This is a genomic window from Pseudomonas sp. RC10-4-2, assembly GCF_050433085.1.
Classification (GTDB): Bacteria; Pseudomonadota; Gammaproteobacteria; order Pseudomonadales; family Pseudomonadaceae; genus Pseudomonas; species Pseudomonas aeruginosa.
In genome coordinates, this window is sequence record NZ_JBNPXX010000002.1 from 900,623 (window position 1) to 920,427 (window position 19,805).

16 protein-coding genes are annotated in these 19,805 nt (G+C 67.2%); 8 read left to right on the top strand and 8 right to left on the bottom strand.

Annotated elements, in window-relative coordinates:
* The first annotated feature begins 14 nt into the window (after nt 1–14).
* On the top strand, nt 15–716 hold the full coding sequence (gene recO, locus FHW81_RS12090; protein ID WP_003085569.1) for a DNA repair protein RecO: 702 nt from the start codon (nt 15–17) through the stop codon (nt 714–716).
* A complete protein-coding gene (gene pdxJ, locus FHW81_RS12095; RefSeq protein WP_003101974.1) occupies nt 709–1,455 on the top strand; it encodes a pyridoxine 5'-phosphate synthase in 747 nt (248 codons plus the stop codon). The genes recO and pdxJ overlap by 8 nt, the downstream gene beginning before the upstream one ends.
* Before the next feature lie 88 nt (nt 1,456–1,543).
* Here pdxJ and cmoB read toward each other — a convergent pair whose 3' ends face one another.
* The 6 genes from cmoB to lon all read right to left on the bottom strand — a co-directional run bounded on the left by cmoB (nt 1,544) and on the right by lon (nt 7,823).
* Nucleotides 1,544–2,512, bottom strand: a complete 969-nt coding sequence (gene cmoB / locus FHW81_RS12100) for a tRNA 5-methoxyuridine(34)/uridine 5-oxyacetic acid(34) synthase CmoB (protein WP_060774275.1) — start codon at nt 2,510–2,512, stop codon at nt 1,544–1,546.
* A complete protein-coding gene (cmoA, locus tag FHW81_RS12105) occupies nt 2,509–3,249 on the bottom strand; it encodes a carboxy-S-adenosyl-L-methionine synthase CmoA (protein WP_003123029.1) in 741 nt (246 codons plus the stop codon). The genes cmoB and cmoA overlap by 4 nt, the downstream gene beginning before the upstream one ends.
* Before the next feature lie 104 nt (nt 3,250–3,353).
* On the bottom strand, nt 3,354–3,926 hold the full coding sequence (locus FHW81_RS12110; RefSeq protein ID WP_003085577.1) for a hypothetical protein: 573 nt from the start codon (nt 3,924–3,926) through the stop codon (nt 3,354–3,356).
* A gap of 131 nt (nt 3,927–4,057) precedes the next feature.
* Nucleotides 4,058–4,810, bottom strand: coding sequence for a substrate-binding periplasmic protein (locus tag FHW81_RS12115; RefSeq protein WP_003145751.1), 753 nt, complete (start codon nt 4,808–4,810; stop codon nt 4,058–4,060).
* A gap of 98 nt (nt 4,811–4,908) precedes the next feature.
* Nucleotides 4,909–5,313: a protease inhibitor I42 family protein gene (locus FHW81_RS12120; protein WP_003085581.1), complete on the bottom strand. Its 405-nt coding sequence runs from the start codon at nt 5,311–5,313 to the stop codon at nt 4,909–4,911.
* Nucleotides 5,314–5,423: 110 nt separating this feature from the next.
* Nucleotides 5,424–7,823 carry an endopeptidase La gene (gene lon / locus FHW81_RS12125; protein ID WP_003101982.1) on the bottom strand — a complete coding sequence of 800 codons (2,400 nt, stop codon included), beginning with the start codon at nt 7,821–7,823 and terminating at the stop codon, nt 5,424–5,426.
* A gap of 190 nt (nt 7,824–8,013) precedes the next feature.
* Here lon and FHW81_RS12130 point away from each other — a divergent pair, with 190 nt between their 5' ends.
* Nucleotides 8,014–8,766 carry an AraC family transcriptional regulator gene (locus FHW81_RS12130; protein ID WP_003085585.1) on the top strand — a complete coding sequence of 251 codons (753 nt, stop codon included), beginning with the start codon at nt 8,014–8,016 and terminating at the stop codon, nt 8,764–8,766.
* A 120-nt stretch (nt 8,767–8,886) separates the two neighbouring features.
* On the opposite strand, the gene FHW81_RS12135 is transcribed toward FHW81_RS12130, so the two are convergent.
* Entirely contained in the window at nt 8,887–10,950 is a 2,064-nt protein-coding gene (locus FHW81_RS12135; protein WP_003101985.1) for a TonB-dependent receptor, read from the bottom strand.
* Between the two features lie 463 nt (nt 10,951–11,413).
* Between FHW81_RS12135 and putA the strand changes: the two genes are divergently transcribed.
* Entirely contained in the window at nt 11,414–14,596 is a 3,183-nt protein-coding gene (gene putA, locus FHW81_RS12140; RefSeq protein ID WP_003085590.1) for a bifunctional proline dehydrogenase/L-glutamate gamma-semialdehyde dehydrogenase PutA, read from the top strand.
* Between the two features lie 311 nt (nt 14,597–14,907).
* Nucleotides 14,908–16,428: a sodium/proline symporter PutP gene (gene putP, locus FHW81_RS12145; protein WP_003103073.1), complete on the top strand. Its 1,521-nt coding sequence runs from the start codon at nt 14,908–14,910 to the stop codon at nt 16,426–16,428.
* Between the two features lie 144 nt (nt 16,429–16,572).
* On the opposite strand, the gene FHW81_RS12150 is transcribed toward putP, so the two are convergent.
* Nucleotides 16,573–17,502, bottom strand: a complete 930-nt coding sequence (locus tag FHW81_RS12150) for a LysR substrate-binding domain-containing protein (protein WP_079760250.1) — start codon at nt 17,500–17,502, stop codon at nt 16,573–16,575.
* Between the two features lie 126 nt (nt 17,503–17,628).
* On the opposite strand from FHW81_RS12150, the gene azoR1 reads away from it, so the two are divergent.
* The 3 genes from azoR1 to FHW81_RS12165 are packed head-to-tail and all read left to right on the top strand — an operon-like array spanning nt 17,629 to nt 19,801.
* Complete coding sequence (gene azoR1, locus FHW81_RS12155; RefSeq protein ID WP_010793862.1) at nt 17,629–18,267, top strand: FMN-dependent NADH-azoreductase AzoR1; 639 nt, start codon at nt 17,629–17,631, stop codon at nt 18,265–18,267.
* 9 nt (nt 18,268–18,276) lie between these two features.
* Complete coding sequence (locus FHW81_RS12160; protein WP_003103070.1) at nt 18,277–18,582, top strand: DMT family transporter; 306 nt, start codon at nt 18,277–18,279, stop codon at nt 18,580–18,582.
* 55 nt (nt 18,583–18,637) lie between these two features.
* Nucleotides 18,638–19,801 (top strand): AAA family ATPase, encoded by a 1,164-nt coding sequence (locus FHW81_RS12165; protein WP_060774273.1) that lies wholly within the window; start codon nt 18,638–18,640, stop codon nt 19,799–19,801.
* Nucleotides 19,802–19,805 lie beyond the last annotated feature (4 nt).

Sequence of the window (19,805 nt, forward strand, 5' to 3'; positions counted from 1 at the left end):
CCGGTCGACCCGCCATGTCCTTCGCCGCCGCCCAAGCCACCTACGTGCTGCATAGCCGGCCGTACAAGGAAACCAGCGCCCTGGTGGACTTCTTCACCCCGTTGGGTCGCCTGCGCGCGGTCCTGCGCGGCGCCCGCGGCAAGGCTGGCGCCCTGGCGCGGCCATTCGTGCCGCTGGAAGCGGAGTGGCGCGGGCGCGGCGAACTGAAGACCGTGGCCCGCCTGGAAAGCGCCGGTATTCCCAACCTGCTCAATGGCCAGGCGCTGTTCAGCGGTCTCTATCTCAACGAGCTGTTGATCCGCCTGTTGCCGGCGGAAGACCCGCAGCCGGAAATCTTCGCCCACTACGCCGCGACCCTGCCGCTGCTGGCGGCGGGGCGACCCATCGAACCGCTGCTGCGCGCGTTCGAATGGCGCCTGCTGGAGCAACTGGGCTATGGTTTCGCTCTCGATGTCGACATCGATGGGCGCCCGATCGAGCCGCAGGCGTTGTACCAGCTTTTGCCAGAGGCCGGCCTGGAGCCGGTGGCGCAGCTGCAACCCGGGCTGTTCCAGGGCTCCGAACTGTTATCCATGGCCGACGCCGACTGGAGCGCCCCCGGCGCCCTGGCGGCGGCCAAGCGCCTGATGCGCCAGGCGCTCGCTCCCCATCTGGGCGGCCGGCCGCTGGTCAGCCGCGAGCTGTTCATGAACCGTAAGGAGTCACCCCGTGACTGAAGCCACTCGAATTCTGCTCGGCGTGAACATCGATCACGTCGCCACCCTGCGCCAGGCCCGGGGCACCCGCTATCCGGACCCGGTGAAGGCCGCCCTGGACGCCGAGGAAGCCGGCGCCGACGGTATCACCGTGCACCTGCGCGAGGACCGCCGGCATATCCAGGAACGCGACGTGCGGGTGCTCAAGGAAGTGCTGCAGACGCGGATGAACTTCGAGATGGGGGTCACCGAGGAAATGCTCGCCTTCGCCGAGGAGATCCGGCCGGCGCATAGCTGCCTGGTCCCCGAGCGCCGCGAGGAACTGACCACCGAGGGCGGCCTCGACGTCGCTGGCCAGGAACAGCGCATCCGCGACGCGGTGCGACGCCTGGCTGCGGTGGGCAGCGAAGTGTCGCTGTTCATCGATCCCGATCCGCGGCAGATCGAGGCCTCCGCCCGGGTCGGCGCGCCGGCTATCGAACTGCATACCGGTCGCTACGCCGACGCCGAAGACCCCGAGGAGCAGGCCCGTGAGCTGCAGCGGGTACGCGAGGGCGTGGCCCTCGGGCGTTCCCTCGGCCTGATCGTCAACGCCGGGCATGGCCTGCACTACCACAATGTCGAGCCGGTCGCGGCCATCGACGGCATCAACGAGCTGAACATCGGCCACGCCATCGTCGCCCACGCCCTGTTCGTCGGCTTCAGGCAGGCGGTGGCCGAGATGAAAGCGCTGATGCTGGCCGCGGCGACCAAGCGCTGAGGCAATCGCGCCCCGCTTGCCGTCGACCTGCGGGGCGGATGAAAGCAAAAAAAAGCCCATCCGAGGATGGGCTTTTCCCTATTCGCTGTCAGGGCTTGCGCGCCACCAGCGTGGCGCGCATCGGTGCCGGCAGGCCTTCGACGGTTCGCGAACGGTCCTGCGGATCGAGGAATTCCGGCAGCGACTGGAAACGCATCCATTCGGTGGAGCGTTGTTCCTCGACGCTGGTCAGGCTGACGTCGACGCAGCGCGCGTCGGCGAACCCGGCGCGGCGCAGCCAGAGCTCCAGGGCTGCCACCGAGGGCAGGAACCAGACGTTGCGCATCTGCGCGTAGCGGTCCTCGGGCACCAGCACGGTGCTGGCGTCGCCTTCCACCACCAGGGTCTCCAGGACCAGTTCGCCGCCGCGCTTCAGGCAGTCCTTGAGCGCCAGCAGGTGGTCGATGGGCGAGCGACGGTGATAGAGCACGCCCATGGAGAATACCGTGTCGAAGCCTTCGAGCTTCTCCGGCAGGTCTTCCAGGGCCAGCGGCAGGTGCCAGGCCGGCAGCTCCGGCAGGTAGCGCTTGGCGGCGAGGAACTGGCAGAGGAACAGCCAGTTCGGATCGACCCCGACCACGCTCTCCGCGCCGGCGCCGAGCATGCGCCACTGGTAGTAGCCGTTGCCGCAGCCGACATCGAGGACGCGTTTGCCACGCAGTTCGACATGTGGCGAGACACGCTCCCATTTCCAGTTGGAACGCCATTCGGTATCGACCTGTACGCCGAAGAAGTCGAACGGCCCCTTGCGCCAGGGAATCAGCCCTTGCAGCGCTTCCTTCACCTGCGCTTGCAGCGCCGCATCGTGGTCGCTGTGCAGGGCGAAGCGCTGGGCCAGTTCGACCTTCGGTGCGGGCACCTGGGGCAGGCGCTGGACCGCGCTCCACCAACGGGCCAGGTCGCCGTGGCCTTCCTCGATGCGCGCGGCGATCTGCGCGGGCAGGCTGGTCGCCCAGCCGTACAGCGGAGAGCCGGCGAGGTGTCGCTGGAGGGCGTCGAGGGCGAGGTGCTGGATCATGGCAGGGCGATCATCGATGCGAAGTTGAGACACTGGAACCATTGGCTGACCCGGCTGAAGCCGGCGGCCAGCAGCCGTTCACGGTGTTCCTCGAAGGTGTCGGGGAGCATGACGTTTTCCAGCGCGCTGCGCTTCTGCGCGATCTCCAGCTCGCTGTAGCCGTTGGCACGCTTGAAGGCGATGTGCAGGTCGGTGAGCAGCGCGTGCTCCTGCGCATCGGCGAAGCGCAGTTTCTCCGAGAGGATCAGCGCGCCGCCGGGCAGCAGTGCCTGGCGGATCCTGCGCAGCAGGCCGAGGCGCTGGTCGGGGGCGACGAACTGCAGGGTGAAGTTCATCGCCACCAGCGAGGTGGGTTGCAGGTCCAGGGCGAGAATGTCGGCCTCGATCAGCTCGACCGGCAGCAGCTCCTGGTACATGGCGTCCTGGGCATGCAGGTATTCACTGCAGCGCTCGATCATCGCGTGCGAGTTGTCCACCCCGATCACCCGGCAGCCGTCGTTGCGGACGTGGCGGCGTAGCGACTGGGTGACCGCGCCGAGCGAGCAGCCTAGGTCGTAGAGCACGCTGTTCGGCTGGGCGAACTGCGCGCCGAGTACGCCGATGTTCTCGACGATGGTGGGGTAGCCCGGCACGGAGCGCTTGATCATGTCGGGGAACACGCGCACCACGTCTTCGTTGAACACGAAGTCGGCGACACGTTGCTGGGGTTGGGCGAACAGGCGATCGGACTCGCTCACGCGGGTGACCTCGGGCATCACGGCTTTTCAGGGGGCCGAATTGTAGCCGAGGGATGAGCGTCGCCCAACTGCGCGGCGACGATTCACCCATGCGCGCAGGCGAATCACCTGAGCTTGTCGGAGAAGTACTCTCCCGCGCCCTGCAGCGGACCCAGCGGGTTCTTCTTGTCTTCCAGGCGATGGATGTTCGGTTCGCCGTTGCTGACCTTGTGCACCAGCACGTCGTTGACGAAGACGAACACCGCCTTGAACGACCAGCCCTGCAACTCCCGTTTCTTGCGGAAGTTGAACACGTCCGCCCAGAAGCTGCCGACCCGCTGGGTGTCGGTCTTGCTGAAATCGAAGGCGTAGCCGATGCAACGGTCCTTCGCTTCCAGGCATTGCACCAGGCCGCCCGGCAGGTAATCGATGGGGATGTTCGGCTGGATGAACATGAGCCGCACGTCGATGAACGACAGCATGCGGCCGTTGCCCTGGGTCAATGGATCGAAACCCAGCCCGAACAGCTGCGAACGGGTCGTGCTGCCGGGTTGCGCCTGGGAATAGCGCAGTTCGGCATCGAGGTAGTCGACGAAGGGGGATTGGACTTCCGCTCGTTCGCTGGGCAGCAGGCTGCCGCAGGAGGAAACGAAGACAGTGGATGCCCAGAGCAGTGAGTAACGAAGAGCGGTGCCCATGACGCGCCTCCTTTCGGTGCCGTCGTAGATTGAGTAATAGACGACGCCAAAAAGGCCTGCCGGAATTTATTCAATCGGCTGAAAGCAGCGTGGTTGCTGGTCTGGCGGCGGATTTCCGGCGGCCCGGAAAGTCATTCGAAAGAAAGCCTATAGCGCTCGCCGAGGACCTTCAGGGTGCCTTCGCGACGCAGTTGGCGTAGCCCTTCGTCGAGTTCCGCGAGACGCGCGTCGACCTCCGGCAGGTGCGGGCTGAGGCCGACGTGCAGCGGCTGCCGCCCGGGTAGTTCGCCGGCGCGGCGGATCTGTCCGGCGAGCTGCGGATGATGCTCCAGGTAGTGCTCGATGATGTCGCGGTCTTCCAATAGCACGTCGATGCGGCCGAGCAGCAGTTTCTGCAGGTTGCGCGGCAGCACGCGCTCGCCGCCGAGGACCTGCAGGTGCAGGTCGTCGTCGCCGGCCTGGCTGCGCCAGGCTTCGAAGCGCGGATTGTTCACGTAGCCCTGGGCGAGGCCCAGGCGCTGGCCGAGCAGGGAAGCATCGCCGGAGTAGTGCCAGTCGCTGTCGTGGCGGGTGTAGAAGGCCAGCCCGACCCAGCCGATGGGCTCGCTGCCGACCCGCAGGCCGTCGAGTCCATAGGCGCCGACCAGGCCGTCGCGATGGCCGTCGCGGACCATCTGCACGGCGCGCGGCCAGGGCAGGCTGTCGAAGTGCGGTGGCTCCCGAAGGACCTGGCTGAGCGCCTCGACCAGGTAGCCGGGCCGCTGCGGCGTGCCAGGGCACAGGTAGGGGCAGCCGTCGTCGCCTGCGAAGCGCAACGGTTCGGCCAGCGAGGGCAGAGGAGCGGCGCAGGACAGGGCGAGCAGGACGAAGGAGGCGCGGAGCATGGAGTCCTCGGGGCGACGGGGCCTGTCAGGATAGGCCAGGTCGCCACGGCGCGGGACGTCGGTCTTCGTACAGAATGTGTCCGCCGCGGGCAGCGGTTTCAGCGCACCTGGATCGCGCAGGAAAAGCTTTCCGCCGGTTCCGCGTCCTTTTCCCAGGGCCGCCGGTAGACCAGTTCCAGGCGGTCGTCGCCGCTGGCGGCGACGCGGAAGCGCCAGGTCGATTCGCCGCCGCTGCCAACCAGGCCGCTGTCTTCTTCGGAATTGCTGTAGACCTCCGGGCCAAGGCGCTTGAGCACGCTGGCAGCAGGGTTGCGCAGTTCCCAGCGGAAGCCGGTGGTGGGATTGCTCGGCAGGGTCAGCACCAGTTCCTGGCCTTGCGTCAGCTTCAGCGGCGAACAGTCGTCGGCGTCGTCCAGGGTGACCACCGGCTTCTGTTGCCCGGCGCAGCCGGCCAGGACCACGATGGACAATGGCAGCAGCAGACGGGAGGGGGAAAAGGACATGCAGCGCTCCTCGGCTCGAATGGAAAGGGCGCCAGCATAAACCCTGCTGGCGCCCGAGTGCCAAGGTTGGCGCGGCGGACGGCCGAACCGGTCGGCCATCCGCCGCCGGCTCAGGCCGGGAACAGCACCTTGGCCACGTCGCCGTAGCGCTTGGCGAAATGCACGGTCAGCCCTTCCCTGAGATAGTCGGGCAACTCTTCGAAGTGGCCGCGGTTGGCTTCCGGCAGGATCAGCTCGAAGATCTTCTGCCGGCGCGCGGCGATCACCTTCTCGCGGACCCCGCCGATGGGCAGGACCTGGCCGGTCAGGGTCAGTTCGCCGGTCATCGCCACGCCTTTCTTCGGCACCTGGTTGCGCGCCAGGGAGAGCAGGGCGCTGGCCATGGTGACGCCGGCGCTGGGACCGTCCTTGGGCGTGGCACCTTCCGGCACGTGCAGGTGGACGAACGCCTGGTCGAAGAAGGTCGGGTCGCCGCCATACTTCTTCAGGTGCGAGCCGATGTAGCTATAGGCGATCTCGGCGGATTCCTTCATCACGTCGCCGAGCTGGCCGGTGAGCTTGAAGCCACGGTTCAGCGTGTGGATGCGGGTCGCCTCTATCGGCAGGGTGGCGCCGCCCATGCTGGTCCAGGCCAGCCCGGTGATCACGCCGATCCCGGAAAGCACCTGCTCGCTGCGGAACACCGGCATGCCGAGGTAGTCCTCGAGGTCCCTGGGACCGATCTTCACCTTCGACTCGGGATCCTCCAGCAGTTTGACCACCGACTTGCGCACCAGCTTGCCGAGCTGTTTCTCCAACTGGCGCACCCCGGCTTCCCGCGCATAGCCCTCGATCACCGCGCGCAGCGCGGCATCGCTGATGCTCAGGCGGCCCTTGGGTACGCCGGCCTTTTCCAACTGCTTGGGCCACAGGTGGCGCTTGGCGATGGCCAGTTTTTCCTCGGAGATGTAGCCGGACAGGCGGATCACTTCCATCCGGTCGAGGAGCGGTCCGGGGATCGAGTCGAGGGTGTTGGCGGTGCAGACGAACAGCACCTTGGACAGGTCCAGGCGCAGGTCCAGGTAGTGGTCGAGGAATTCGACGTTCTGCTCCGGGTCGAGGGTTTCCAGCAGCGCCGAGGCCGGGTCGCCCTGGTAGCTGGCGCCGAGCTTGTCGATCTCGTCGAGCATGATCACCGGGTTCATCACCTCGACTTCCTTCAACGCCTGCACCAGCTTGCCGGGCAGGGCGCCGATGTAGGTGCGGCGGTGGCCCTTGATCTCCGCCTCGTCGCGCATGCCGCCGACGCTGAAACGGTAGAACGGCCGGCCGAGGCTCTCGGCGATGGATTTGCCGATGCTGGTCTTGCCCACTCCCGGCGGGCCGACCAGGAGCACGATGGAGCCGGCGATCTCGCCCTTGAAACTACCCACGGCGAGGAACTCGAGGATGCGATCCTTGATGTCGTCGAGGCCCGCGTGATGCTTGTCGAGGACCTTGCGCGCATGCTTGAGGTCGAGCTTGTCCTTGCCGTACACGCCCCAGGGCAGGGCTGTGGCCCAGTCCAGGTAGTTGCGGGTGACGGCGTACTCGGGCGAGCCGCTCTCGAGGATCGACAGCTTGTTCAGCTCTTCGTCGATACGCTTGCGCGCCTGCTCGGGCAGCACCTTGCCTTCCAGGCGGGCGCGGAATTCGTCGGCGTCGGCGCTCTTGTCGTCCTTGGTGATGCCCAGCTCCTGCTGGATGATCTTCAACTGTTCCTTGAGGAAGAATTCGCGCTGGTGTTCGCCGATCTTGCGGTTGACCTCGGCGGACAGTTCCTTCTGCAGGCGCGCGACTTCCACCTCCTTGCGCAGCAGCGGCAAGACCTTCTCCATCCGCTTGAGGATCGGCACGGTGTCCAGCACTTCCTGCAGTTCGCCGCCGGGCGCGGTGGTCAGGGCCGCGGCGAAGTCGGTGAGTGGCGACGGGTCGTTGGGACTGAAGCGGTTCAGGTAGTTCTTCAGTTCCTCGCTGTACAGCGGATTGAGCGGCAGCAGCTCCTTGATCGCGTTGATCAGGGCCATGCCGTAGGCCTTCACTTCGTCACTGGGATCGATCGGGGTCTTCGGATAGTCCACCTCCACCATGAACGGCGGACGATGGCGCTTGATCCAGCCCCGGATACGCACCCGCGACAGGCCCTGGGCGACGAACTGCAGCTTGCCGCCCTCGCGCGAGGCATGGTGCACCCGGACCAGCGTGCCGTGCTCGGGCAGGCTGTTGACGTCGAAGTGGCGCGGGTCTTCCGGAGGATTGTCCATGAAGAACAGGGCCAGCGAATGGTGGTCGGTCTTGGCCACCAGTTCGAGGGTTTCCGCCCAGGGTTCTTCGTTGACGATCACCGGCAGCACCTGCGCCGGGAAGAACGGGCGGTTGTGGATCGGGATCACGTAGAGGGTGGTCGGCAGGGTCTGGCCGGGCAGCACCAGGCCGGTGCCGGCGGGCTGCGCGTCGCTGATGTGTTCGGGATTAACGTCCTGGTCGCTCATGAGGCACCTGACTGACTGAAACATGAGAGTCTAGATGGGGCCCCGGGGGCGGGTTTCAATCCCTGTCCGTTCAAGGATGTTGCCGAAGGTTTCCACGCAGCACGCGGTACGCGGGTACCACTTGCGGCAAGGTGCTGGGCAGCGTCGGGCAAGTCGAGTAGAGTGCGCAAAAATTGAGCAGTTGCCGTTCATGTTCGACACCCGCCTCATCCGTCTGCCCGACCAGTCGCACACCCACGCCCACGAGCATCACCAACTGGTGATGTCGCTGGCCGGGCGCGCCGAATTCGAGGTCAACGGCTGTGGCGGGGAAGTCTGCCGGATGCGCGCCTGCCTGGTGCCGGGCGAGGCGGGCCACGTGTTCGCCGGGGTGGGCGACAACCGCATGCTGATCATCGACCTGGGCGAGGACAACCCGACCCCGGAAGACCCCGACCTGCTCGCGCGCCTGTTCGAGGCGCCGCGCTACCCGACCCTGGACGCCGACTTCCAGAACCTGCTCAGCTACGCCGGCGCCGAACTGGCCCGCTACGGCAGCGACCCGCTGCTGACCCGTGCCCTCGGCGGAGTGCTGATCCGCGCCCTGCACCTGCGCCTGTTCGGCGAGCAGCAGCCCCTGGCGGCCAGCGGGCCGCTCGACCTGGAGCGCCTGGACGCGCATATCGTGCGGAACCTGGCGCGGCGCATCACGGTCGCCGAACTGGCCCAGGTCGCCTGTCTCAGCCCGAGCCATTTCCACGCGCAGTTCAAGGACAGCGTCGGCCTGACCCCGCACCAGTACCTGCTCAAGGTCCGCCTCGACTGCGCCGCGCGGTTGCTGCGGGAAAGCCGCCTGCCTCTGGTGCGGATCGCCGAGGAATGCGGCTTCTCCAGCCAGAGCGCGCTGACCACGGCGATGCGCCGCTACCTGGGGCTGACGCCGAAGTCGCTGCGCAAGGGCTGAGCGCCATCCGCCACCTTCGGCGGATAACCGCAGGCGGTTATTCGCCCTACCGGGAGTGGTGTAGGACGGATAACGGCGCGGACGTCATCCGCCGAGCGAATTCGTCCCGCACGGCCTGTCTCAGAACGCCACCTTCACCCCCGCCTCGATGCCGCGTCCCGCCGCCGGCACCCGGTCGCGCAGGATCGAACTGGCGTAGCGCACGGTCTGGTTGGTCAGGTTGGTGCCCTTGACGAAGGCCAGCCAGCGGCTCTCGCCGAGGTCGAAGTTGTAGCCGAGGCTGGCGCCGAGGGTGGTGTAGCCGTCGGTGGAGAGTTCTTCCTCCGGCACGCGGTGCTGCGAGGCGGCGTGTTCGACGTCGACCCGCGCCTGCCACTGCTGCAACTCCCAGATCAGCGCGGTGTTCAGGCGCAGCGGGGCGATGCGTGGCAGCGGTTCGCCGGTGTCCTTGTTCTTGGCGCGGGTGTAGTCCCCGGAGAGTTCCAGGTCGAAGTTGCCGTACGGGCTTTCCAGCAGGTGGATGCGGTCCTGCGCCTCGACGCCGTAGAAGTCCGCGCGAACGCCGCTGTAGAGGTATTCCGGCAGCGCCTCGTCATCGCCGGCGGCGACCACTTCGCCTTCCTCGTTGCGATGGCGACCGCTGGCGAGCAGGCCGATGTAGTTGGAGAAGCGGCTGTAGAACACCCCGACGCTGCCCTTGTGCACGCCGTTGTCGAAGCGCAGGGCGAGGTCGGTGGAGACCGCCTTTTCCTTGTCCGCGTCGGCATCGCCTACCTCGTAGGTGCCGGTGGCGGCGTGCGGACCGTTGGCGTACAGCTCGTAGAAGGTCGGGGCGCGCTCGGTGTAGCTGAGGGTGGCGGCCAGCGACCAGATCGGCGTCAGCTTGTACACCGCGCCGGTGGACAGGCTGCCGGTGGTGAAGCTCTGTGAACCGTCGTTCTCGGCGAAGCGCTCGTTGCCCTTGGCGTCGGGGTCCACGCGGGTGTGCTCCAGGCGGGCGCCGAAGCTGAGGTCGAGGCGGTCGCTGAGCTTCCATTCCTCCAGGGCGAACAGCGCGGCGCTGTCGGTTTCCGTGTGCGGCACGAAGGCTTCCTCGCCGAGGGCGGAGAAGCGGCTGTTGGCGAACTGCGCGCCGACCACCCCGTTCAGCGGGCCGAGCGGGCGGTGGCGGGCCTCGATGCGGCCTTCGTAGCCTTCGTTCTTGAAGGTGGTGCCGGTCTCGCCGTCCTCGATTTCCTTGTGCTCGTACTTGGTATAGGCGGCGTCCAGCTTCAGCGAGGTGAACGGGCCTTCGAGGTCGCGGATCTCGGAGGCGAAGGCGTAGCGGTCCTGCTGCATCTTCAGGCGCACGTCGTCCTCGGCCGGCGAGCCATAGTTGCTGTCGTAGCCGCTGTAGGAGAGGCCGGCGTAACCGTGCTCCCAGTGATAGGAGCCACCGACGGCGCCGCCGTCCTGGCGGCCGTCGCTGTTCTGCACCCGATGCTTGCCGGTGTCGCCGTCGATCTGCCGCTGGCGGCTGGAATGGGCGTAGCCGGGAATCCTGACGTCGTTGAACTCGCGGCTGGCGGCGTCCACGTGCAGGGCGAAGTTGCCGTCGCCGGCCTCCAGTGCGCCGGAGCGGCTACGGGTGGTGTCGGCGCCGCCGTAGCGCAGTTCGCCGCTGCCGTGGATGCCGTCGACGGGTTCGCTGGGGATGCGGTTGTCGAAGCTGTTCACCACCCCGCCGATGGCATTGCCGCCGTAGAGCAGGGCGGCCGGGCCGCGTACCACTTCCAGGCGCTCGACGCTGTTGGGGTCTTCCGGCACCGCGTGGTCGTAGGACAGCGACGAGGCGTCGAGCGCACCGACGCCGTTGCGCAGCAGGCGGATGCGATCACCGTCCATGCCGCGGATCACCGGTCGGCTGGCGCCCGGTCCGAAGTAGGTGGAGGACACCCCGGGCAGGCCGTTGAGGGTTTCGCCGAGGCTGCCTTTCTGTCGCAGGGTCAGCTCGTCGCCTTCGAGCACGCTGCTGGGCGTGGCGGGAGATTCGTTGCCCAGCGGGTTGGCGGTGATCACCTGGGAGGGCAATTCGCTGGGGCGGCCGTCGGCGCCGAGCGTTTCCCCCGAAACAATCAGGCAGGCCAGCGCCAGTGGCGTGAGAGGCCAGAGCGGACGGGAAGGGAAAAGGCCGGAAGAGGACATTGCGGGCTCCATGGTCATGGGTCGGACTTTTTTCAGGCCAAAGCGAACCCAGGCCCTTCCCGGAGGAAGGGCGACGGGGTCGGATCGGCGTATTTATTGGGATGTTATATTATTTCTTTTTGTGTCGGTAGACCCGCGTAGCCACTCTGCATGGCGTCGTGCCGACGTGCAGCGGCAATGTCCGCATGCCTGCCGGCGAAGAGGAACGGGAAAGTTCCGCAGCCAGGAGTTTTCCGCAAAAACTCCAGAGTCTTTCGCAAGAATCGCCCCTCTCGCAGCCACTACATTCCGCTATCCGCTGGTGCCTCGCGCCGGCGGAATGGGCCTGACCCATACTGATCCGTATTCCCGCGCCACAGGACGTGCCGCGCCGCCGGCACAACCCGCCGGCGGCGGTGCCCCGGGCAATGGACGCCTGGCCGGACTTCTTTCAATAACAATGGCTCCACAAGAGGAGGGCGTGATGTTCAAAGCCAGTCACGTCTTGCAGGGCGAGGACCAGACCCGGTCCGCAGCCGAATTCTTCCCTGTCATCAGCGCCAACTACGCGGTCGACGAGGAAGCCTACCTGGGCGAACTGCTGCAGCTCGCCGACCCCGGTCCCGACGGCATCGAGGCTATCCGCCGCAACGCCCGCGCACTGATCGAAACCGTGCGCAGCCGGGACAACGCCGTCGATACCCTCGACGCACTCCTGCGCCAATACAGCCTGGACACCCAGGAAGGCCTGATGCTGATGTGTCTGGCCGAGGCGCTGTTGCGTGTGCCTGACGCGGCGACCGCCGACGCGCTGATCCGCGACAAGCTGTCCGCCGCCGACTGGCAGCGCCATCTCGGCCAGAGCGACAACGTTCTGGTCAATTTCGCCGCCTGGGGCCTGGTGATGACCGGCAAGGTGGTGAACATCGACGAACGCACCGACGGCCGCGCCCCGAGCGTCATCAGCCGGCTGGTGCAGCGCTCTGGCGAACCGGTGATCCGCGCCGCGATGAACCAGGCGATGAAGCTGATGGGCAAGCAGTTCGTGCTTGGCCGGACCATCTCCGAAGCGCTGAAGAACGGTCGTCCATGCCGCGAGCAGGGCTACACCTATTCCTTCGACATGCTCGGCGAGGCCGCGCTGACCGCCGCCGACGCCGAGAAATACATGGCCGACTACCGCCAGGCCATCGACACCGTCGGCGCCGAGCCGCAGGTCGGTCCGGGGCCGCGGCCGTCGATCTCGATCAAGCTCTCGGCGCTGCATCCGCGCTACGAAGTGGCGCAACGCGAGCGGGTGCTCAGCGAGCTGTTCGCCAATGTCCTGGAACTGGCGGTGCGCGCGCGCAAGCTGAACGTCGGCATCACCATCGACGCCGAGGAAGCCGATCGCTTGGAGCTGTCCCTCGAACTCTACGAGAAGCTGATGCGCGACCCGGCCATCGCCGGCTGGGGCGAGTTCGGCCTGGTCATCCAGGCCTACTCCAAGCGCTGCCTGCCGGTGCTGGTATGGCTGACCCTGCTCGGCCGCGAGCTTGGCGCACGCATCCCGCTGCGCCTGGTGAAGGGTGCCTACTGGGACAGCGAGATCAAGCAGTGCCAGGTGCAGGGCGCCGATGGCTACCCCGTCTACACCCGCAAGGAAGGCACCGACACTTCCTACCTGGCCTGCGCCCGCTACCTGCTCAGCGAGCACACCCGCGGGGTGATCTACCCGCAGTTCGCCAGCCACAACGCCCACACCGTGACCGCCATCCTCGCCCTGGCCGACGAAGCCAGGGCCGCCGGCGGCGAGGAGCGCGACTTCGAGTTCCAGCGCCTGCACGGCATGGGCGACGCGCTGTACGACACGGTGATCGAGAAGTACCGCCGCAACGTGCGCATCTACGCCCCGGTCGGCGCGCACAAGGACCTGCTGCCGTACCTGGTCCGGCGCCTGCTGGAGAACGGCGCCAACTCTTCCTTCGTGCACAAGCTGGTGGACCCGCGCGTGCCGGTGGAGACGCTGATCCAGCACCCGGTTACCCAACTGCGCCAGTTCAAGACGCTGGCCAACGACCGTATCCCTCTGCCCCAGGCGATCTTCGGCGCCGGGCGGAAAAACTCCCAGGGCATCAACATGAACATCCAGAACCAGTGGAACGAGCTGGAGCTCGCCTACAAGCCGCACCTGACCCGCCAGTGGCAAGCCGCGCCGATCGTCAACGGCGAGAAGCTCTCCGGCCCGGCCCACGAAGTGCGTTGCCCGTACGACCTGGAGAGGCTGGTCGGCAGCGTCCAGTACGCGTCCGCCGAGCAGGCCGGCAAGGCCCTCGACGTGTTGCAGGCGGCCTGGCCGCGCTGGAGCGCCACCCCGGTGGACGAGCGTGCCGGCATCCTCGAGCGTCTCGCCGACCTGCTGGAAGCCCAGCGCGGCGAGCTGATGGCGCTGTGCACCCTGGAAGCCGGCAAGTCGTTGCAGGACGGTATCGACGAGATCCGCGAGGCGGTCGACTTCTGCCGCTACTACGCCCAGCAGGCCCGCCAGCGCCTGGTCCGCGAGGAATTGCGCGGCCCGACCGGCGAGCGCAACGAGCTGTTCTACGAAGGCCGCGGCATCTTCGCTTGCGTCAGCCCGTGGAACTTCCCGCTGGCGATCTTCCTCGGCCAGATCAGCGCCGCGCTGGTGGCCGGCAACACTGTGCTGGCCAAGCCGGCCGAGCAGACCAGCCTGATCGCCGCGCGCACCGTCGAACTGATGTTCGAAGCCGGCCTGCCGAAGGACGTTATCGCCCTGCTGCCGGGCGACGGCGCCACCCTCGGCGGCGTGTTCTGCCGTGACGCGCGGGTCGCCGGGGTGGCCTTCACCGGCTCCACCGACACCGCCCGCATCATTAACCGCCAACTGGCCGAGAAGCCCGGCGCCATCGCCACCCTGATCGCCGAGACCGGCGGGCAGAACGCGATGATCGTCGATTCCACCGCTTTGCCGGAACAGGTGATCAAGGATGCGGTACAATCCGCGTTCACCAGCGCCGGCCAGCGCTGCTCCGCGCTGCGCGTGATGTACGTGCAGCAGGACATCGCCGAGCGGGTGATCGAGTTGCTCAAGGGCGCCATGGCCGAGCTGAAGGTCGGCCCGACCGACGTGCGCGTCAGCGACGTCGGCCCGGTGATCGACGCCGAGGCCAAGGCCGGCCTGGAGCAGCACATCGCCGCGCTGAAGGCCGCTGGCAAGCTGATCGCCGAGACCAAGGTGCCGGGCAACCTGAACGGTCACTTCGTCGCTCCCGTCGCGTTCGAGATCAGCGGTATCGACGAGCTGAAGAAAGAGAACTTCGGCCCGGTGCTGCACGTGGTGCGTTATGCCGCGCAGGACCTGGAAAAGGTCGTGCAGGCGATCAACGCCACCGGTTTCGGCCTAACCATGGGGGTCCATAGCCGCAACGAGGAAACCGCCCGTCGCATCGAAGAGCTGGCGCGGGTCGGCAACCTCTACATCAACCGCAACCAGATCGGCGCGGTGGTGGGCGTGCAACCGTTCGGCGGCCACGGGCTGTCCGGCACCGGTCCCAAGGCCGGCGGGCCGAACTACCTGCTGCGTTTCGTCAGCGAGCGCACCACGTCGGTGAACACCACCGCGGTGGGCGGCAACGCGTCGCTGCTGTCGCTGGCCGACGCCGAGTGATACTCCGTTCCCGGGCGCCTTGGCGCCCGGGTCGGTTTCCGGGGTTCGCCGCAGCGAACGCCAAGGGAAATGACCGCCGTTCCGGTGCGTGCCCGGAACGGACCATAAAGGACGATTTTCCCTGCCCGACAGGGGAGGGATCGTGAGGCGTGGGCCTGTTCGGACTCGTTTGAGGCCACCCACGTTTCCGGCTTGCTCCGGCAAGCGCTCACGGAGTGACGCCACAAGCGCCATTCTGCCAACCAAGGGCCCGCTACCCGTTGCTTGCACACGCAAGGGCCCGGATAAAAACAAGCAATAGGGGAGTCCCTATGAGTGTCAATACGCCCACGCTGATCACCTTCGTGATCTACATCGCGGCCATGGTCCTGATCGGCCTGGCGGCATATCGCTCCACCAACAACTTCTCCGACTACATCCTCGGTGGCCGCAGCCTCGGCAGCTTCGTCACGGCGCTGTCCGCCGGCGCCTCCGACATGAGCGGCTGGCTGCTGATGGGCCTGCCCGGCGCGGTGTACCTGTCCGGCCTGTCCGAAAGCTGGATCGCCATCGGCCTGATCGTCGGCGCCTACCTCAACTGGCTGTTCGTCGCCGGCCGCCTGCGGGTGCAGACCGAGCACAACGGCAACGCGCTGACCCTGCCCGACTACTTCACCAACCGCTTCGAGGACAACAGCCGCCTGCTGCGGATCTTCTCGGCCCTGGTGATCCTGGTGTTCTTCACCATCTACTGCGCTTCCGGCATCGTCGCCGGTGCGCGCCTGTTCGAGAGCACCTTCGGCCTCTCCTACGAGACCGCGCTGTGGGCCGGCGCCGCGGCGACCATCGCCTACACCTTCATCGGTGGCTTCCTCGCGGTGAGCTGGACCGACACCGTGCAGGCCTCGCTGATGATCTTCGCGCTGATCCTCACCCCGGTGATCGTGATGCTCGCCACCGGCGGCGTCGAGCCGACCTTCACCGCCATCGAGCTGAAGGACGCGACCAGCTTCGACATGCTCAAGGGCGCCTCCTTCATCGGCGTGATCTCGCTGATGGCCTGGGGCCTGGGCTACTTCGGCCAGCCGCACATCCTGGCGCGCTTCATGGCCGCCGACTCGGTGAAATCGATCCCGGCCGCGCGCCGCATCTCCATGACCTGGATGATCCTCTGCCTCGGTGGCGCCGTGGCCGTGGGCTTCTTCGGCATCGCCTACTTCCAGGCGCATCCGGAGCAGGCCGGCGCGGTCAGCGAGAACCCCGAGCGGGTATTCATCGAGCTGGCCAAGATCCTGTTCAACCCGTGGATCGCCGGCGTGTTGCTGTCCGCCATCCTCGCCGCGGTCATGAGCACCCTGAGCTGCCAGCTGCTGGTCTGCTCCTCGGCGCTCACCGAGGACTTCTACAAGGCCTTCCTGCGCAAGGGCGCCAGCCAGCTGGAACTGGTCTGGGTCGGTCGCGCCATGGTGCTGCTGGTGGCGGTGATCGCCATCTGGCTGGCCTCCAACCCGGAAAACCGCGTGCTCGGCCTGGTGTCCTATGCCTGGGCCGGCTTCGGCGCCGCTTTCGGCCCGCTGGTGCTGTTCTCCCTGCTGTGGAAGCGGATGACCCGCAACGGCGCGCTGGCCGGCATGATCGTCGGCGCGGCGACGGTGATCCTGTGGAAGAACCTGTTGGGCTGGACCGGCCTGTACGAGATCATCCCCGGCTTCCTCTTCGCCAGCGTCGCCATCGTCGTCTTCAGCCTGCTCGGCAAGGCGCCTTCGACGAGCATGCTCAAGCGCTTCGACGATGCGGAGCAGGAGTACCGCGAGGCGCACCAGGGTTCCGCTGCTCCGGTAACCCAGCGCTGATCGAGCCTGCGGGCGGGTAAAGCGCCCGCGCATGGAGACGGCCCGCCCCGCAAGGTGCGGGCCGTCGTTTTGTCCGGCGGCTGCTGCGCCTGGCCGCGCAGGACGGATAACGGCAGCCGCGTTGTCCCTGTCCCGCCGCGCCGCTCAGGCGTCCCGCTCCAGCCGGCAAGCGTGCCCCGACTGTCGTGCCTCCAGCCTCAGCCATTCGAAGAATGCCTTCACCGGCGGATGACGTTCCCGTCCGGGCACGCATAGCGCGCTGTAGCCGGCGCCGTCGACACTGATATCCGCTCTGTAGGGTTGCAGCAGGCCGCTGGCGACGCTTTCCGAAACCAGGATCGAACTGGCCAGCACCAGTCCCTGGCCGGCGATGGCCGCCTGCAGGGCATAGTGCTCCTCGTCGTACTGGCGGATCACCGGCTGGCCCTCCATCCAGTCTTCGCCGGCCTGCGCGCACCAGGCCTCCCAGCCGTGGGCGTAGAGCCTGGAGTTGTGCCAGCGCACGCTGATCAGGGTCGGCTGCCGTTCTGCGGCCAGGGCGACCTGGGCCGGCGAGCCGTAGACCGCGAAGCATTCGTCGAACAGGCAGAGACCGTAGAAGTTCGGATGGTCGTCGAGGCTGTAGCGGATCACCAGGTCGATGCTGGCGTCCTGGTGCAGGTCGAGGACTTCGCAGTTGGTGTCCAGGCGCAGGTTGATCTGCGGGTGCGCGGCGTAGAAGCGGCCGAGACGCGGCACCAGCCAGAGGGCGGCGAAGGCCGGGGTGGTGGAGACCGTCAGGTTGCCTACGCTGCGCTGTGGACGCAGCGTGTCGACGCTCTGCGAAATTTCCAGCAGGGCCCCGTGCAGGCTGCGGAACAGCCGATCGCCGCAGTCGGTCAGGCGCACTTTCCGTGGCAGGCGCTGGAACAGCGGAACGCCGAGCCAGGCTTCCAGCGAACGGATCTGGTGGGAAACCGCGGTTGGCGTTACCGCAAGCTCCTCGGCGGCGGCCTTGAAGCTCGACTGGCGGGCCGCCGATTCGAAGGTGCGCAACGCGGTCAGCGGCAGGGAAGCGAACATTGGAATCTCCATGGGTGAACTGAATTCACCCTGAACAACTATTGCTCATTTGTCGGGAACCCCCGCTGCCAATAATTTCTGGCTCCAGGAGAAGGGCCTTGAGGCCATTCGAGTCTAGCCGAATCCAAGGAGATACAGATGAGTAGAATTCTTGCAGTGCATGCCAGTCCGCGAGGCGAGCGCTCGCAGTCCCGGCGTCTCGCCGAGGTTTTCCTGGCGGCCTATCGCGAAGCCCATCCGCAGGCCCGCGTGGCTCGCCGCGAAGTCGGCCGGGTACCGCTTCCGGCGGTCACCGAGGCCTTCGTCGCCGCCGCCTTCCATCCCCAGCCGGAACAGCGTTCGCTGGCGATGCAGGCCGACTTGGCGCTGAGCGACCAACTGGTCGGCGAACTGCTCGACAGCGACCTGCTGGTGATCTCCACGCCGATGTACAACTTCAGCGTGCCCAGCGGCCTGAAGGCCTGGATCGACCAGATCGTGCGCCTCGGGGTGACCTTCGATTTCGTCCTCGACAATGGCGTCGCCCAGTACCGGCCGCTGCTGCGTGGCAAGCGTGCGCTGATCGTCACCAGTCGCGGTGGCCATGGCTTCGGCCCGGGCGGCGAGAACCAGGCGATGAACCACGCCGATCCCTGGTTGCGCACCGCGCTGGGTTTCATCGGCATCGACGAGGTCACGGTGGTCGCGGCGGAAGGCGAGGAATCCGGCGGCAGGTCCTTCGAGGACTCCTGCGCCGAGGCGGAACAGCGCCTGCTGGCGCTGGCGCGGTCGGCCTGAGGAGCCGCCATGGCCTGGTTCCATCTGCTGGTGGCGGCGGCCTTCGAGGTCGCCTTCGCCATGGGCATGAAGTTCTCCAACGGCTTCGGCAGACTCTGGCCGTCGCTGCTGACGGTGGTCGCGGCGATCGGCGGGATCTATTTCCTGACCCTGGCGCTGCGCGAGTTGCCGGTCAGCGTCGCCTATCCGATCTGGACCGCGATCGGCTCGCTGGGCACGGTGTTCCTCGGCGTCCTGCTGCTTGGCGAGAGCCTGACGGCGGTGAAGCTGGTTTCTGTCGGGTTGATCGTCGCCGGGGTAGCCGGGCTCAAGTAAGCGATGCGGCATTTGGCCTACAATCGGCCGCGTTTCCGTTCCTTCGAGAGCAGCCATGCTGACCACCCTGGCGGTGTCCAACTACCGCACCCTGCGCGACCTGGTGATGCCGCTGCGGCGCCTGAACCTGATCACCGGCGCCAACGGCGCCGGCAAGTCCAACGTCTACCGGGCCTTGCGCCTGCTGGCGGACAGTGCGCGCGGCGAAGTGATCCCGTCGCTGGCGCGCGAGGGCGGCCTGCCATCGACCCTGTGGGCGGGACCGGAGGACATCAGCCGGGCCATGCGCAGTGGCGCCCAGCCGATCGAAGGCAGCGTGCGCCGGCAGTCGGTGAACCTGCGCCTGGGCTTCGTCGGGGAGGATTTCGGTTATTGCATCGACCTCGGCCTGCCGGAGCCAAGCCAGAGCAAGTTCGGTCTCGACCCGGTGATCAAGCGCGAATGCATCTGGGCCGGCCCGTTCCTGCGCCCGGCCAATGTCCTCGTCGACCGTCGCGGGCCGTTGTTGCGCGCACGCGGCGGCGGCGGTCGCTGGGAAGTGGCGGCGCAGCACCTCGCCACCTTCGACAGCATGCTGGGCGCGGCGGTGGACCCGCGACAGGTGCCGGAACTGCTCGGCCTGCGCGAGCGGATCCGCTCCTGGCGCTTCTACGACCATTTCCGCAGCGACGCCGAGGCACCGGCGCGGCGTCCGCAGATCGGCACCCATACGCCGGTGCTGGGCGCCGACGGCGCCGACCTGGCCGCGGCCCTGCAGACCATCCGCGAGATCGGCGATGCGGCGGCGCTGGACGAAGCGGTGGACGATGCCTTTCCCGGCAGCCGCCTGCACATCGACAACCCGGGAGGGCGCTTCGAAGTGCTGATCGAGCAGCCCGGCCTGCTGCGGCCGCTGCGCACCGCGGAGCTGTCGGACGGCACCCTGCGCTACCTGCTGTGGATCGCCGCCCTGTTGTCGCCGCGGCCGCCGGCGCTGCTGGTGCTCAACGAACCGGAAACCAGCCTGCATCCCGACCTGCTGCCGGCCCTCGGGCGCCTGGTCGGCCAGGCCGCGCAGTACTCCCAGGTGCTGGTGGTGTCGCACGCCGCGCGGCTTGTCGCGACGCTCGAAGAACACCCGGAATGCCATTCGCTGGGGCTGGAGAAGGACTTCGGCGAGACCCGCATCCAGGGGCTGCGCGAGCTGGACCGGCCGGCCTGGTACTGGCCGGTGCGCTGAACCG